The 15,158-nt window shown below is 45.1% G+C and carries 14 protein-coding genes; 2 read left to right on the forward strand and 12 right to left on the reverse strand.

The features are described from left to right. Positions 1 to 28: 28 nt before the first annotated feature. From GEV47_RS10215 to GEV47_RS10270, 12 genes are all read right to left on the reverse strand, one after another. On the reverse strand, positions 29 to 601 hold the full coding sequence (locus GEV47_RS10215) for an RBBP9/YdeN family alpha/beta hydrolase (protein WP_153234645.1): 573 nt from the start codon (positions 599 to 601) through the stop codon (positions 29 to 31). Positions 602 to 776: 175 nt separating this feature from the next. Continuing rightward, positions 777 to 1,697 carry a ParB/RepB/Spo0J family partition protein gene (locus GEV47_RS10220; RefSeq protein WP_153234646.1) on the reverse strand — a complete coding sequence of 307 codons (921 nt, stop codon included), beginning with the start codon at positions 1,695 to 1,697 and terminating at the stop codon, positions 777 to 779. Between the two features lie 72 nt (positions 1,698 to 1,769). Next, complete coding sequence (locus GEV47_RS10225) at positions 1,770 to 2,540, reverse strand: ParA family protein (protein WP_153234647.1); 771 nt, start codon at positions 2,538 to 2,540, stop codon at positions 1,770 to 1,772. Positions 2,541 to 2,637: 97 nt separating this feature from the next. Further along, complete coding sequence (leuE, locus tag GEV47_RS10230; protein ID WP_153234648.1) at positions 2,638 to 3,294, reverse strand: leucine efflux protein LeuE; 657 nt, start codon at positions 3,292 to 3,294, stop codon at positions 2,638 to 2,640. A gap of 3 nt (positions 3,295 to 3,297) precedes the next feature. Next, entirely contained in the window at positions 3,298 to 3,942 is a 645-nt protein-coding gene (gene rsmG, locus GEV47_RS10235; protein ID WP_407646228.1) for a 16S rRNA (guanine(527)-N(7))-methyltransferase RsmG, read from the reverse strand. 14 nt (positions 3,943 to 3,956) lie between these two features. After that, complete coding sequence (gene mnmG, locus GEV47_RS10240; protein ID WP_153234650.1) at positions 3,957 to 5,906, reverse strand: tRNA uridine-5-carboxymethylaminomethyl(34) synthesis enzyme MnmG; 1,950 nt, start codon at positions 5,904 to 5,906, stop codon at positions 3,957 to 3,959. A gap of 211 nt (positions 5,907 to 6,117) precedes the next feature. Next, positions 6,118 to 6,879 (reverse strand): sulfite exporter TauE/SafE family protein, encoded by a 762-nt coding sequence (locus tag GEV47_RS10245; protein WP_153234651.1) that lies wholly within the window; start codon positions 6,877 to 6,879, stop codon positions 6,118 to 6,120. A 141-nt stretch (positions 6,880 to 7,020) separates the two neighbouring features. Next, positions 7,021 to 8,007, reverse strand: coding sequence for a branched-chain amino acid ABC transporter permease (locus GEV47_RS10250; RefSeq protein ID WP_153234652.1), 987 nt, complete (start codon positions 8,005 to 8,007; stop codon positions 7,021 to 7,023). 1 nt (position 8,008) lies between these two features. Next, positions 8,009 to 8,893, reverse strand: coding sequence for a branched-chain amino acid ABC transporter permease (locus GEV47_RS10255; RefSeq protein ID WP_153234653.1), 885 nt, complete (start codon positions 8,891 to 8,893; stop codon positions 8,009 to 8,011). A 269-nt stretch (positions 8,894 to 9,162) separates the two neighbouring features. Then, on the reverse strand, positions 9,163 to 10,407 hold the full coding sequence (locus tag GEV47_RS10260) for an ABC transporter substrate-binding protein (protein WP_153234654.1): 1,245 nt from the start codon (positions 10,405 to 10,407) through the stop codon (positions 9,163 to 9,165). 14 nt (positions 10,408 to 10,421) lie between these two features. Then, positions 10,422 to 11,171, reverse strand: coding sequence for an ABC transporter ATP-binding protein (locus tag GEV47_RS10265; protein ID WP_153234655.1), 750 nt, complete (start codon positions 11,169 to 11,171; stop codon positions 10,422 to 10,424). Then, entirely contained in the window at positions 11,171 to 11,941 is a 771-nt protein-coding gene (locus tag GEV47_RS10270) for an ABC transporter ATP-binding protein (RefSeq protein WP_322741608.1), read from the reverse strand. Before GEV47_RS10270 ends, GEV47_RS10265 begins: the two co-directional genes overlap by 1 nt. 830 nt (positions 11,942 to 12,771) lie before the next feature. On the opposite strand from GEV47_RS10270, the gene GEV47_RS10275 reads away from it, so the two are divergent. Further along, the gene (locus GEV47_RS10275) at positions 12,772 to 14,061 is read left to right on the forward strand and encodes an aspartate carbamoyltransferase (RefSeq protein WP_153234656.1); all 1,290 of its coding nucleotides are present in this window, start codon (positions 12,772 to 12,774) and stop codon (positions 14,059 to 14,061) included. A 254-nt stretch (positions 14,062 to 14,315) separates the two neighbouring features. Next, on the forward strand, positions 14,316 to 15,074 hold the full coding sequence (locus tag GEV47_RS10280) for a COG4705 family protein (protein ID WP_153234657.1): 759 nt from the start codon (positions 14,316 to 14,318) through the stop codon (positions 15,072 to 15,074). The last annotated feature ends 84 nt before the right edge of the window (positions 15,075 to 15,158 follow it).

The following is a 15,158-nucleotide window of genomic DNA, read 5'->3' on the forward strand; positions in this document are numbered from 1 at the left end:
TATGCATATACGGAACTAAACGACAGGTTTATGTACATTTAGCGACAACCAGTTGCTCCAACCAAACACGTCCTTGCGGCCAATCACCCAAACCACTGGTCGAATTGATATGGCCGCGTGCACCAATATCGTGAAAATCTGCGTCCCACGCAGCAGCCCAGGACTGCGCCCGAGGCAAAGCGCCCCAAGGATCATCAGAGGAAGCAACGACAATACTCTTAAATGGCAATACCGACTGTGGCACCGGTGCAAAACCGCGCACGTCTTTCGGAAACTCTTCGCGCTCAACATCTGGTAACGCTACCAGCAATGCGCCTTTTACTTTATTGGCATGTGCTTGCTCGCCATGTTGCTGCGCCCACCAAACGGCCAACATACACCCCAGACTATGCGCCACCAAAATTACTGGTGTCGTTGCGGATTTGATGACTGTGTCTAACTGCTCCACCCATGTTTCTCTGGAAGGTGCATCCCACTCTTCCTGATCCACGCGATGTGCATTCGGCAATATTTGTTCCCAAAGCGTTTGCCAATGCCCTTCTCCTGAATTGTTCAGGCCGGGTAACAATAAAATAGTTGCAGAGCCAGTATCTGTAGTCATGTCGATTAAATGTCGTAAATAGTTAAACTACTTATCTATGTTAGGCACATCTCACCGTCATTCCCGCATTCGCGGGAATGACGGTAGTTAGATTATGCGTATACGTAACATCAGTTTCTTACTCAAACACACACTTTCTGCATCTACATCATCACACTTTGTATCCGATATAACTTTAAGCTTCCTGCTCAACACCTTTTAAACGTGCGATCAATTCATCCAAAGCATCCAGATCAGCAAAATCAATAATCAGTTGTCCACGATTTTTGCCGTTGGTTTTAATCGTTACTTGCGTCGCCAACGTATCTGACAGTTCTTCTTCCAATCGCGCAATATCGCGCGATTTTTCTTTACTCTTAACTGCAGGGCGAATTACATCGGTTTGTTCGGCGATGGTGCGCGTGACTAATTTTTCAGCATCGCGTACCGACATGCGTTTTGCCACTACCTGATTGGCCAACGTAATTTGTGTGGCAGCGTCGACTGCCAATAACGCCCGTGCATGCCCCATATCAATATCACCTGCCATCAACATGGTTTGCACTGGCTTAGCCAAATTTAACAAGCGCAATAAATTCGATACGGCACTGCGTGAACGACCTACCGACAGCGCGGCTTGTTCATGCGTGAAATTAAAATCCGTAATCAGTCTGTGTATGCCTTGCGCTTCTTCCAGCGGATTTAAATCTTCACGTTGAATATTCTCAATCAACGCCATCGCTGCAGTGGCTTGGTCATCCACATCTTTGACCAACACCGGCACTTCCGTTAACCCGGCAATTTGCGCCGCACGAAAGCGTCGTTCACCCGCAATAATTTCGTAATGCTGCGCACCGTTTTGTAATTTGTCTGATGCTGCGATCGGACGTACCAAAATTGGCTGCAACAAACCTTGTTCTTTAATCGAAGCGGCTAACTCAGTGAGCGCACCTTCATCCATACGAGTACGCGGTTGATATTTACCCGCCTGCATCTGCGTTACTTGCAACACGGATGGCGCACCAGGAATCGTCGGTACCGCTTCAGTGATATCAACAGATCCACCCAACAGCGCATCTAACCCGCGCCCTAAACCTTTAGATTTTTTCGTGACCATTTTGTGTTCGCTATTTTTGCATTACTCAATAAATTATTGTTCTGCCCTGCTGCATGCTGCGTATTACTACTTTTACATAGTCTTGATACGCTCTACCATTTCCGCGCCAAACTCAATGTAGGCTTGTGCGCCCTTGGAGGCAGGATCAAATACCACACCCGGTAAACCATACGACGGCGCTTCAGCTAAACGGACATTACGTGGGATGACGGTTTTAAATACTTTATCGCCGAAATGACTTTCCAATTCACTAGACACTTGTTGCGACAAGGTCATCCGCGGATCAAACATCACGCGCAACAAACCGATAATTTTCAAATCAGGGTTCAGATTGGCATGCACCTTTTTAATGGTGTTGACCAAATCCGATAAACCTTCCAACGCATAATATTCACACTGCATAGGAATGATGACGCCGTTGGCAGCGCACAAACCATTTAAAGTCAGCAGCGACAATGCCGGTGGGCAGTCGATTAAAATAAAATCGTACTCATCGGCCACCAATGCAAAAGCATCCTTCAAACGCTTTTCTCGATTTTCCAGTTCCACCATCTCAACTTCAGCACCGGCCAACTCACGGTTCGCAGGTAATACATCAAACTTGCCGGTTTCTGATGTGACACGTACACCTTTAATATCCGACATGCCGAGCAAGACTTGATAAATCGTTGCTTTCAAATCGGCTTTATTAATACCCGCGCCCATCGTCGCATTACCTTGAGGATCAAGATCGGCCAGCAATACGCGTTGATTTAATTGCGCCAGGCCAGCTGCCAAATTAACAGCTGTTGTGGTTTTTCCTACTCCACCTTTTTGATTTGCGACGCAGAAGATTTTTGCCATGTGTTGATTTTATTGTTAAGTGGTTTAACGAGCGGCTTATTTCAAACTTAATTCAGATTTGTTCCGAGCTCAATTCGAACTAAATTATTTATACGATTTAACTTGTCGTCAATTTGATACCGAAAGCTATCAGAAAAAGTCCCGCTGCTTTTGTTGCAAAGGCAGCGATACGACGATGGCGCGCCAAACTTTTAGCGGCTGCATTACCAACCAGAGTTAGCATGGTGCCGTACACCAAAGTGCAACTGCTAATGATCATGCCCATGGTTAAAAATGTGAGGCTTCCGCGATGCATGGTTGGATCGATGAACAAAGGGAAAAAAGCCATGTAAAAAATAATTGCTTTGGGATTCATTAACGTCACAAAAAAACCGCGACGCCATTCTTCAATCTTTAAAGTCGTTTCTGTCGCTGGGATTGTTTCGACTCCGACCGCACTGCTCTCTTGTTTTTTTTCACGTAACAATTTAAAACCAAGATAAGCCAAATAGATTGCACCCACATACTGCACCGCTTTAAAGACTAAAGGGTTCGCATGCAACAACGCAGCAACGCCGATGGCGGCCAAAAACATTAACACCATGTCGCCCATCATGACGCCTGCAACGGTAGAGAATCCGGCACGCAAGCCATTCTTGCTGGCACTACTCAAAATACAAAATGTGCCTGCTCCAGGCAACATCAAAAACACGATGGTCGCGGCAATCAATTGCCAGACATCGGTGATACCAAGTGTATGAAAGAAAATACTCATCGCTTACTTTCCACTGACTTCTCTTTGAATAAAAATCAAATGCCGTTCCGCATCCAAGCCAGGAACAACAATTGGTCTGATTTCAGTCACAACCCAACCTGCCGGCAAATTAGAAATTTCTGCTTCAGGTCGTACACCTTTAAGCGCAATGAACTGACCGTCATCGGCTAACAAATGCGCAGACCAATTGATAAAATCGGCTAGTTCCGCAAATGCGCGCGAAGTAATCACATCAAATTTCTGCTTTACCTGTAATTGCTCTACGCGTGCCGTATGTACACTGACATTGGTCAACATCAACTCTGCTTTGACCTGCGTCAAAAATGCGGTTTTTTTATGTACCGTGTCGACCATGGACACGCGCATTTCCGGCTGCGCAGATAACGCCCAAATTGCTAATATCATGCCCGGTAAACCGCCTCCGGCACCAACATCCAACACATTTTTTGCGTCCCTGAATGCGGGAATCACTGCCAGCGAATCGAGCAAATGGTGCGTCATCATTTGCTCGGGATCTCGAATAGCGGTGAGGTTATAAGTGCGGTTCCATTTCGATAACAATTCCAGATACGCCAATAATTTCTGCTGCTGGTCTTGATTCAGCGTAACACCACATTTTTCAGCACCTGCTAATAAGGTTGCATGCATTGCTTCAGCAGACATCAAGCAGCCTCATTATTGTTATTTTCATCACTTTTATTCTCGGCACTTAATCGTCTCATGCCATCTTTTTTAAGATGCACCAATAACAACGATAATGCCGCTGGCGTTACACCCGCAATCCGCGAAGCCTGGCCGAACGTTTCTGGCTTATGTTGGTTCAGTTTTTGCCGCACTTCCATCGATAACGCTTGCACATCCAGATAATCAAGGTCGGCAGGCAATTTCAAGTTCTCACTATGCTCATGCCGCTCTACTTCCTTTGCCTGACGGTCGATATAGCCTGCGTATTTCACCTGAATCTCCACCTGCTCTTTGAAGATATCATCTTCCAGACCTGGACCAGCCAAATCTTGACCTTCAATACCTTTTAAGGTCATCAAGTGATCGTAACTGACGTTAGGTCGACGCAGCAAATCGAGCAAAGTGTATTCTCTCTCAATTGCCTTACCCGCGACGCGCTCCGACTCAACTGCCGACACTAATTTTGGACTAACCCACGTTGACTTCAGTCGCTCCAACTCGCGCGCGACTGTTTCGCGTTTTTGCTCAAACTGTGCCCATTGCTGATCGCTAACGCAACCCAACTCACGGCCAATTTCAGTCAATCGCATGTCGGCATTGTCTTCACGTAAACTCAGACGATACTCGGCACGGCTAGTGAACATACGATAAGGCTCCAATACACCTTGCGTGATCAAATCATCAACTAGTACGCCTAGATACGCTTCATCGCGTCGCGGAGTCCAGGCATCGCGTTCTTGTGTTTGCAGTGCAGCATTTATACCTGCCAGCATGCCCTGTGCCGCGGCCTCTTCATAACCAGTAGTGCCGTTGATCTGACCTGCGAAATACAAGCCACTGATTTGCTTGGTTTCCAACGAGGCTTTTAATCCACGTGGATCGAAATAATCGTATTCAATCGCATATCCCGGGCGCAAAATATGCGCGTTTTCCAAACCACGCATAGATTGGACTAAGGCTAATTGCACATCGAACGGTAAGCTGGTTGAAATACCATTTGGATAGTACTCATTGGTCGTCAAGCCTTCTGGCTCCAGGAATATCTGGTGCGACTCTTTCCCGGCAAAACGGTGAATTTTGTCTTCGATCGATGGGCAATACCGTGGGCCGACACCTTCAATCACGCCGGTGTACATAGGACTACGATCTAAGCCGGATCGGATAATGTCGTGCGTTTGCAAATTGGTATGCGTAATCCAGCATGGCAATTGCTCTGGATGCATAGCGGCCTTACCCATCACGGAAAATACGGGCACCGGGTCCAAATCACTCGGTTGCGCTTGCATTACAGAAAAATCGATAGTCCGTCCATCTATTCGTGGAGGTGTTCCGGTTTTCAAGCGCCCCTGTGGCAACTTCAATTCTTTCAAACGTGCCGATAGTGAAATCGCTGGCGGATCACCCGCCCTGCCCGCTGCATAGTTATTTAAGCCTACGTGGATTTTTCCATCCAGGAATGTACCTGCAGTCAGTACTACTGCACTACTCAGAAATTTAATACCGATTTGCGTTACCGCGCCAATTACGCGATCACCCTCAACCAAGAGATCATCGACCGCTTGTTGGAATAACCAAAGATTGGGTTGATTTTCCAGGCGTGAGCGAATCGCCTGCTTATAGAGGATACGGTCGGCTTGCGCACGAGTAGCGCGCACCGCTGGGCCTTTTGAAGAGTTCAGAATACGAAACTGGATACCCGCTTCATCGGTTGCAATGGCCATTGCCCCGCCCATCGCATCGACCTCTTTAACCAGATGCCCTTTGCCAATTCCACCAATTGATGGATTGCAGGACATCTGACCTAAGGTCTCGATATTGTGAGTGAGCAGTAAAGTTTTTTGGCCCATGCGTGCAGAAGCAAGGGCAGCTTCGGTGCCGGCGTGACCGCCGCCGACAACAATGACATCAAATTTTGTAGGAAATAGCATAATGCGCCTCGATGAGACGGGTGAACAGAGGCGTGATTATAATTCCATTTCACACCACTCGCCCGTTTTCTGGGTCAACACTTACATTACAATCCTCAATCGCGTTGTTTAGCAACCAATGTTTCACGTGAAACAATCAACGATTTATATAAATATTAACGAACATGTAAAACCAAGAACGATTGTTTCACGTGAAACAATCGAAATTCACTCACTTGAAAAAAGCATCATAAGCAGTCTTAACGATTAATACTGACACCACAACTAAAAACAATTTGCGGACAAAAGCACTGCCATGCTTAATCGCAAGTCGCGTTCCCACCAGTGAACCAGCAACATTACAGATCGCCATCAATATACCCAACTGCCAAATTATATGTCCGCTGTAGCCAAACCATAACAATGCAGCCAGATTTGTCGCCACATTAATCACTTTGGAAACCGCAGAAGCTCCTAAAAAATCGTAACCAAAAAAACGTATAAATAAGAAAATTAAGAAGCTACCTGTACCTGGTCCAAATACGCCGTCATAAAAACCAATACTTCCGCCAATACAAATTGCCAGAAGCTTCTCTTTCATTCCCGTATGCAGTGGCGCATGGATACTGCCGAAGTCTTTCTTTTTGTAGGTATAGAGCGCGACAGCCAATAAGATAAAAGGCAGAGTTTTACGGATTGCTTCCGTTGGAATATGCGTAACGGTGTACGCACCTAAAAATGCAAGAGCAAAGGCGGCACCTGCTGCTGGCAGTGCCGCACTCCAGGCAATTTTTACGCGTCTGCTAAAATTGATCGCTGCCGCACTAGTACCAAAGATACCAGCCAATTTATTGGTACCAAAGATGGTTGCTGGCGCAGTATTAGGTAACATCGAAAATAAAGCCGGGATTTGAACCAGGCCCCCTCCTCCAACTACGGCATCAATTAATCCAGCAATAAAAGCAGCGCAACCTAGCAGTAGGAAATCAAACATAAGAAAAATCAGGAGTTATAGAGACATTGAGTAGAAACAACATTATAAATGCAGAACTTAACACTTTCACAAAACAACAAAGCCCGCACTGGTGATGCGGGCTTTTAAAAACTATCGCTTTAATTCCAAATCGATCGCTAGTTAATGCGTGGGTAAATGCTTTTTCAACAGCGCGCCCAACTCTCCGACTATGCCGCGCCGAAATGCCAACACGCAGACTATAAAAATAAAACCCGTGACGATGGTGACCGATTCATCCAGACTGTTAAACCAATCAATATGGGTAACCGCAGCCAACCAATTACCGATATCTCCTAGCTTATTTTCTAGCAGGATAATAATAACTGCGCCGACTATTGGACCTGTCAATGTGCCAAGTCCACCAACCAGCGTCATCAACACCACTAAACCGGACATCGTCCAATGCACGTCCGTCAATGTCTCAAAACCAAGTACCACGGTTTTCATGGCACCAGCCAAACCTGCTATTGCCGCGGACAATACGAAGGCCAATAATTTATAGCGATGCACGTCATAGCCCGGAGAAATCGCCCTCGGTTCATTCTCTTTGATCGCTTTAAGCACCAAACCAAAAGGTGAATTTACTATACGGGTAATGAGTAAAAAAGCGGCAATCGCTATCGCCAAGACAACGTAATACAAAGTCAGGTCGTTACTTAAGTCCAACATCCCAAGCAACTTTCCACGCGGCACACCTTGCAAACCATCTTCGCCGCCGGCAAAAGGTGCCTGAAGGAAAATAAAATACACCATTTGCGCCAATGCCAACGTGATCATCGTGAAGTAAATTCCTTGCCGACGAATCGCCAAACTTCCCATTACCAAGCCTATTAATGCGCCCGACAATGTACCGAGTAGCAAGCTTATTTCGACTGGTAATCCCAACAAGCTCAAGGCATAGCCCGTTATGTATCCGGCACCGCCAAAAAATGCTGCATGACCAAACGATAACAAGCCGGTAAAACCAATGAGTAAATTAAAGGCACATGCAAACAAAGCAAAGCACAATAATTTCATTAAGAAAACCGGATAAATTGCTAACGGAGCCGCCAACACCATTAGGAATAAAAGTCCGTATCCCATTTGGTAAATTGCTTTTTTATTCATTTTATTTTTCCTTACCAAACAGACCGGCTGGCCGTAATACCAACACGATTGCCATCACAACAAATACGACCGTTGCCGAACCTTGCGGATAAAACACACGAGTCAAACCTTCTATCACTCCCAACATTAAACCGGTAACAATCGCACCCAAAATCGATCCCATACCACCGATCACCACCACCGCGAATACGACGATAATCAGGTTGGAGCCCATGAGGGGCGAGACTTGTATCACTGGAGCCGCCAAGACCCCGGCAAAGGCCGCCAAAGCGACGCCAAAACCGTAAGTCAAGGTCACCATTAACGGTACATTAATACCGAAAGCTTCGACCAATTGGGGGTTTTCTGTACCGGCGCGCAAATAAGCGCCCAGTTTGGTTCTTTCAATCACAAACCAGGTTGTAAAACACACCAGCAACGACGCCAGCACAACCCAGGCACGATAGTTAGGTAACACCATGAAACCCAGATCAGTCGCACCACTTAACAATTCTGGCGCGGAATACGGCTGCCCGGAAACGCCATAGATAGAACGAAATATTCCTTCCACCATCAAGGTGATCCCAAAAGTGAGCAACAAACCATATAAATGATCCAGCTTGTAAAGCCAGCGCAGCATGGTGCGTTCAATCAGCATGCCGAATACGCCAACGATCAAAGGGCCAACAAAAAGCATCACCCAATAATTCAAACCGAAATACGTTAATCCCATCCATGCCAAAAACGCGCCCAGCATATAGAAGGCACCGTGGGCAAAATTAATCACATTCAGTAAACCAAAAATCACTGCCAGACCGAGTGACAACATGGCGTAGAAAGAACCGTTGACTAGCCCCAATAACAACTGGCTCATCAAGGCAGAGGCAGGAATGCCGAATATTTCCATAGTGGGATCGCAATTGAATCAATTGAATAATTGGTGTTACGCACAGCGCATCATCTAAACAATGTCATTCCCGCGCACGCGGGAATCCATGTTGCTTAGTTAAACAAGCTGCTACCGGGCACATTTAATCAAATTTCAAAAAACGTCGAACGTACTCGCGCATTACTCAACATGATGTAAACGTCACTTTGCATCTCGTAAAATGGATTCCCGCATGTGCGGGAATCACGCTAGTCAGATCATGGCTTTTCGTAACATATGAAATTAATTTATTTCCAGGCTGCGCACTTAGAATCCGCTTTTGACATAAACGCCTGGTCACCAGGAATCGTTTGAATCTTGTTTAAATAATCCCAGGGATATTTCGATTCAGCCGGCGTTTTCACTTGATACAAAGTCATGTCATGCACGACTCGACCATCAGCACGTAGATAGGCATTTTTGGTATACATGTCGTTAAACTTCATCTTGCGCAATTGTGCGATGACTTTTTCGCCATCGTCCGTACCTATCGCTTTTACCGCAGTCAGATATTGCGTGGCTGCCGAATAATCCGCCGCTTGCAAACTCGATGGCTCTTTATTCATTTTTGCAAAATAACGTTTAGCCCAGGCACGTGACGCCGCGTCCTGATCCCAATACCAGCTATCGGTCAAATACATTCCTTGCGTTTGCTGCAATGTCAGCGAATGGATGTCATTAATAAACACCAACATGCCGGCCAGTTTTGCAGTCTTTGTTATGCCGAATTCATTCGCCGCTTTGACTGAATTAACGAAGTCACCACCGGCGTTTGCCAGTCCGATAATTTGCGCTTTCGACGCCTGTGCTTGCAATAAAAACGAAGAAAAATCCGATGCATTCAACGGATGTTTAACCGAACCTAACACCGTTCCACCGGCCGCTTTAATGATCGCGGTTGTGTCTTTTTCCAATGAAGCGCCAAATGCATAATCAGCTGTTAAAAAAAACCAGGTCTTGCCACCGTGTTTTACTACTGCTGAGCCAGTCCCCTTACCCAAGGCATAAGTGTCATAAGCGTAATGCAGCGTATAGGGTGTACATTCCTCGTTAGTTAAACGCGTGCTACCGGCGCCAATTTCAAAAAATGGTTTTTTCTTTTCTGCCGCAATTTTCGCCATTGCCAATGCGGTACCAGAATTGGTGCCGCCGATCAGCATATCGACGCCATCCCGGTCAAACCATTCACGGGCTTTGCTCGATGCAATATCTGCTTTATTTTGATGGTCAGCGACCAGCAATTCAATTTTCTTGCCGTTAATGCTGCCGCCCATATCCGCAATCGCCATCTTGATTGCTTCTACGCCGCCAGCACCATCAATGTCCGAATACACGCTGGACATATCGGTGATAAAACCTATCTTCACAACATCACCAGAAATTTGTGCCGCTGCAAAAGGACTGCTGGCAAGTGCGGCTAAACACACCGAAGTTAACGCTATTTTTTTGAATTTCGCTGCTGGTTTCGTTGCTTTACGTAGTGATTTTTTCATAGTCTTCTCCATTTTTATACTCCTAACAAAGTATTCAACAGCGGCATTTTTTGCTCTAATTCAGTAGCTGAAAACGTCTCAACTATCTGGCCGTGTTCCATCACATAAAACCGATCAGCCAATGGTGCGGCAAAACGAAAATTCTGTTCCACCATCACAATGGTGTAGCCCTTCTCCTTCAACGTCATAATCATTCGCCCCAACGCTTGCACAATCACGGGCGCTAAACCTTCTGAAATTTCATCAAGTAACAGCAAACGCGCACCGGTACGTAATATTCGCGCGACTGCCAACATTTGCTGTTCTCCTCCCGATAAACGTGTGCCTTGACTATTTCTACGCTCGTATAAATTGGGAAACATCTCGTAAATTTCCGCAATAGACATACCCTTTTCAGTTTTGGAAACAACAGGTGGAAGCAACAAATTTTCTTCAACCGATAAAGAAGAAAAAATCCCACGTTCTTCAGGACAATAACCAACACCAAGATGTGCAATTTTGTAAGTCGCTAATGAGATCGCATCCTTCCCCATAATTTGAATAGCGCCAGAACGTTTTCCGACCAAGCCCATTACAGCACGCAAAGTCGTGGTTCTACCGGCCCCATTTCGACCCAACAAAGTAACCACTTCGCCTGCATGCACCGTCAAATTTACGTTATGCAAAATATGTGCTTCGCCATACCAGGCTTGTAAATTGCTGATGTTTAATGCAGGAATAGTTTGGAACGAAGGAACAGCAACTATAGGAGACAAAGATGACATTAATGTTCTCCTGCTAATGCAACGTCAGTCGTGCCCATATAAGCTTCCACCACTAATGGATTTTTTGACACTTCGTCATATGAGCCTTCCGCTAACATTGCACCGCGTTGCAACACGCTGATTTTGTCGCAAATGCCGGAAACCACATTCATATTGTGTTCCACCATCAAGATAGTACGTCCCGCTGATACTTTTTTAATCAGTGCGGTTACCCGTCCGACGTCTTCATGACCCATACCCTGAGTAGGTTCATCGAGCAACATCAACTCAGGATCCATTCCCAATGTAGTCGCAATTTCCAATGCGCGTTTACGCCCATATGGCAAATCCACAGCAAGCGTATCGGCGAATTTTTCCAGATCGACTTCTGCCAATAACGCCATCGCTCTCTCATTAAGTGCCGATAAAGTATTGGCACTTTTCCAAAAATGAAACGAGGTATTTAGCTTACGTTGTAAGCCGATACGTACATTTTCGAGGGTAGTTAGATGAGGAAAGACAGCAGAAATCTGAAACGATCGAATAATTCCCATACGGGAAATCTGCGCTGGAGCAGTAGAAGTAATGTCGTGACCATTAAACAAAATCTGGCCAGAAGTGGGGACTAAAAATTTGGTAAGAAGATTAAAACAAGTTGTTTTACCGGCCCCGTTAGGACCAATCAAGGCATGAATATGGCCACGTTCAACTTGTAAATTGACGTTATTAACAGCCGTAAAACCCTTGAACTCTTTACTCAGGCTTTTTGTTTCCAAGATGATGTCATTCACCTGGTCTCCTTTACGCTATTAGGTCTACATGCCTGATATTGCTATAAATACTATAGGAGCGGTTACAGTTAAGCAATAGCACAAATGATGGTCGAACAGACAATATCGTTGTTTATTTATTATCTAAAACGAATTTAAATTGATTTATAGGCAATAAATAACGTTTTTTTTGAAAAACATCTGTTTCTTCTTTAATTTAAAGATTTATATATAAAAATAGTAGTAATAGTAAACACCTGAATTTTCTGTGGATAGGTCGTTTTTTTTTATTGTAAACAACGGTTTAAGCTAAGGATAAATAGCCAGCAAAGCTTGTATTTGTTAACAATAATTACTGAATAAAAATAGTTGATCAGCTGTAAACATAAGCTATTCACATTGAAAGCTACCAGCTATCCAAAGACTTATCCACAGGCTGAAAAACAATATCGTCAAAACGATGTGTTTCACGTTGTTTTTGTGGATTAAAAATATTGTTTCAAAAGCAATTTCAAAAAAATAAAAAAACGAACTTCGCTTTTAGGTTTACAGGTTTATATATATGAATAGTGATAATAGTTAACGACATACTTTTCTGTGGATAACCCATAAAAAATCTATGAAATCAACAAGTTGAGATTTGGACAAAGCAAAGGAAATCGTTGTATGGAAAAAGAATAGAAGTTGGACAAAAAAAGCTGTTCATAAAAAAGCGAAGTTGTTTACATTAAAAGCAGTACTTACCCACAGATTTATCCACAATTGTTCATATTCGTGGCACGTAAACGGTTGCAAATTCGATTTTCAAGAATTATTATGCGCATAGCGTATATATTTTTGAAGGGAATTTTATGAGCGTACAACAACAAGTCTTTCTTCGTGATGCCATGCGTAGGTTAAATTTAACGCGGGAGGCATTTTCAAATCGCATTGGTGTTGGTCGTCGTGCTTTAGATACATGGCTATTACCCGAGGAATCTTCAGAATTTCGAAATATGCCAGAAATCGTAGAGCGCTTTGTTTCGGAAATTCTCAATGCAAATCTCGGTGAAAAATATACGCATAGCGTACAATTGGAGCTTCCAACCGATCTGATTTCTTTTGAAGGCAAGCCTCAATTATTATCTGTCAGTCAATTTTCACGTGAATCTGTTGAGACTTTGTTCCGGTTGGCAGATGTCATGCAACCGATTGCGCGGCGTCAGAAGGTCACGCGGGTGCTGGAAGGTGCCGTATTAGGGAATTTGTTTTTTGAAGCCAGCACACGCACGCGTGTGAGCTTTGCCACGGCATTTTGCCGTTTGGGCGGCTCGGTATGCGATACCACCGGGTTCACCTTCTCTTCCATGGCCAAAGGCGAATCGATTTATGACACCAGCCGAGTGATGAGCGGATATGTTGACGCGTTGGTCGTGCGGCACCCGGAACAAGGCGCTGTAGCCGAATTTGCACGCGCTACTAACATCCCCGTGGTCAATGGCGGCGATGGTCCTGGTGAGCATCCTAGTCAAGCCCTATTGGATCTTTACACCATACAGAGGGAGTTTTCCCGGCTCGGAAAAGTGGTTGATGGCGCACATATTGCCTTGGTAGGCGATTTGAAATATGGCCGGACCGTACATTCTCTGAGCAAATTGCTGGCACTATATCGGGGTATCAAATTCACATTAATCGCCCCGGCATCACTGGAAATGCCATCTTACATCGTCGAGCAGATGGCAAAAAATGGCAATATCGTTGAACAAACCTCCGTATTGCAAGAAGGCTTGAAAGGCGCGGACGTCGTTTATGCCACGCGGATTCAAAAAGAAAGGTTTGTGGATGAAGTGTTTGAAGGCTACACGCCTGATTTCCAAATCAATCTTGCATTGATCAACAATGTCTGCGACCAACACACCTTGATCATGCATCCACTGCCCCGCGATAGTCAGCCGGGAGCGAATGATCTTAGTACTGATCTTAATCACGATTCAAGATTAGCGATTTTTAGACAAACCGATAATGGCATACCGATCCGAATGGCAATATTCGCTAGTTTGCTTGGCGTCGATCAGCAAGTTGCGCATACCATGCGCGACGCAACCTGGCGATCACCGCGTTATATTGGTCCTGATGATGCGATTTTTCATGGTGTCGATTAATTACCCCGGCAAGAAAGCAAAGTACCTTATTTAATTTACATTAATTCGATTTCGTGAGAAGCAAAAATGCTATCTAAGGCTGGGCTAAGTTTAGTTGGGGAGAATACTGGAAACAATTTTTTGTAACCATTAAGGGACTGGGCTTGGATACCGCGAACAGTCGCGTTATCTTTTTAGTGTCAATTTCCGGATTGGCTGTTTAGTTTTCTTACACACAAAAAATTCCATCAGCCACAACGACAGAACGAAAGACTATGAACAATAAGACCGCACATACTTTGAGCAAGGTTCCAGAAGTCACTTTGCTCTTTTGGATAATAAAAATTGCTGCGACCACGCTGGGTGAAACCGGTGGCGACGCCGTAACCATGTCGATGAATCTTGGCTATCTGGTCGGCACGATAATTTTTGCAGTGATTTTTTTAATTGCTGTAGCTGCGCAAATCGGGGTGAAAGGATTCCATCCATTTCTCTATTGGGCAACCATCATTGCAACGACAACAGTCGGAACAACGCTGGCCGATTTTGCAGATCGTTCTCTTGGGATTGGTTATGCGGGAGGATCAACTTTACTGTTTATCTTGTTGCTAAGTTCTTTGGCTATCTGGTATCGCACTCTTGGCTCGGTATCGGTGGATACTGTCAATTCGCCGAAAGCCGAGATGTTTTATTGGGTGACGATCATGTTCTCCCAAACCTTAGGTACCGCGTTAGGTGATTGGATGGCGGACACGGCCGGCTTTGGCTATAGCGGAGCGGCGATTGTATTTAGCGCCATGCTGGCACTCGTCGTTTTTCTGTATTACAGAACCAAGGTATCGCGTACGGTCCTGTTTTGGGCGGCTTTCATTCTCACCCGTCCGCTTGGTGCCGTAGTCGGAGATTTTCTGGATAAACCGATTAGCGCAGGCGGACTGGAATTAAGCCGCTATTCAGCATCGCTTGCCCTATTCGGTTTCATTTTGGGTTGCCTCTTGATCTTCAAACAAAGAGCTGCAAGCCGAGTGCATTGAGTAGATTTTTTCGCAGCTTATGACATCTCGCAAATACTGCATTGCACAGTGTTTGCTACGGCCGCAACAGTGATAAAACGTCGC

The organism is Glaciimonas soli (assembly GCF_009497155.1).
Lineage (GTDB): Bacteria > Pseudomonadota > Gammaproteobacteria > Burkholderiales > Burkholderiaceae_D > Glaciimonas > Glaciimonas soli.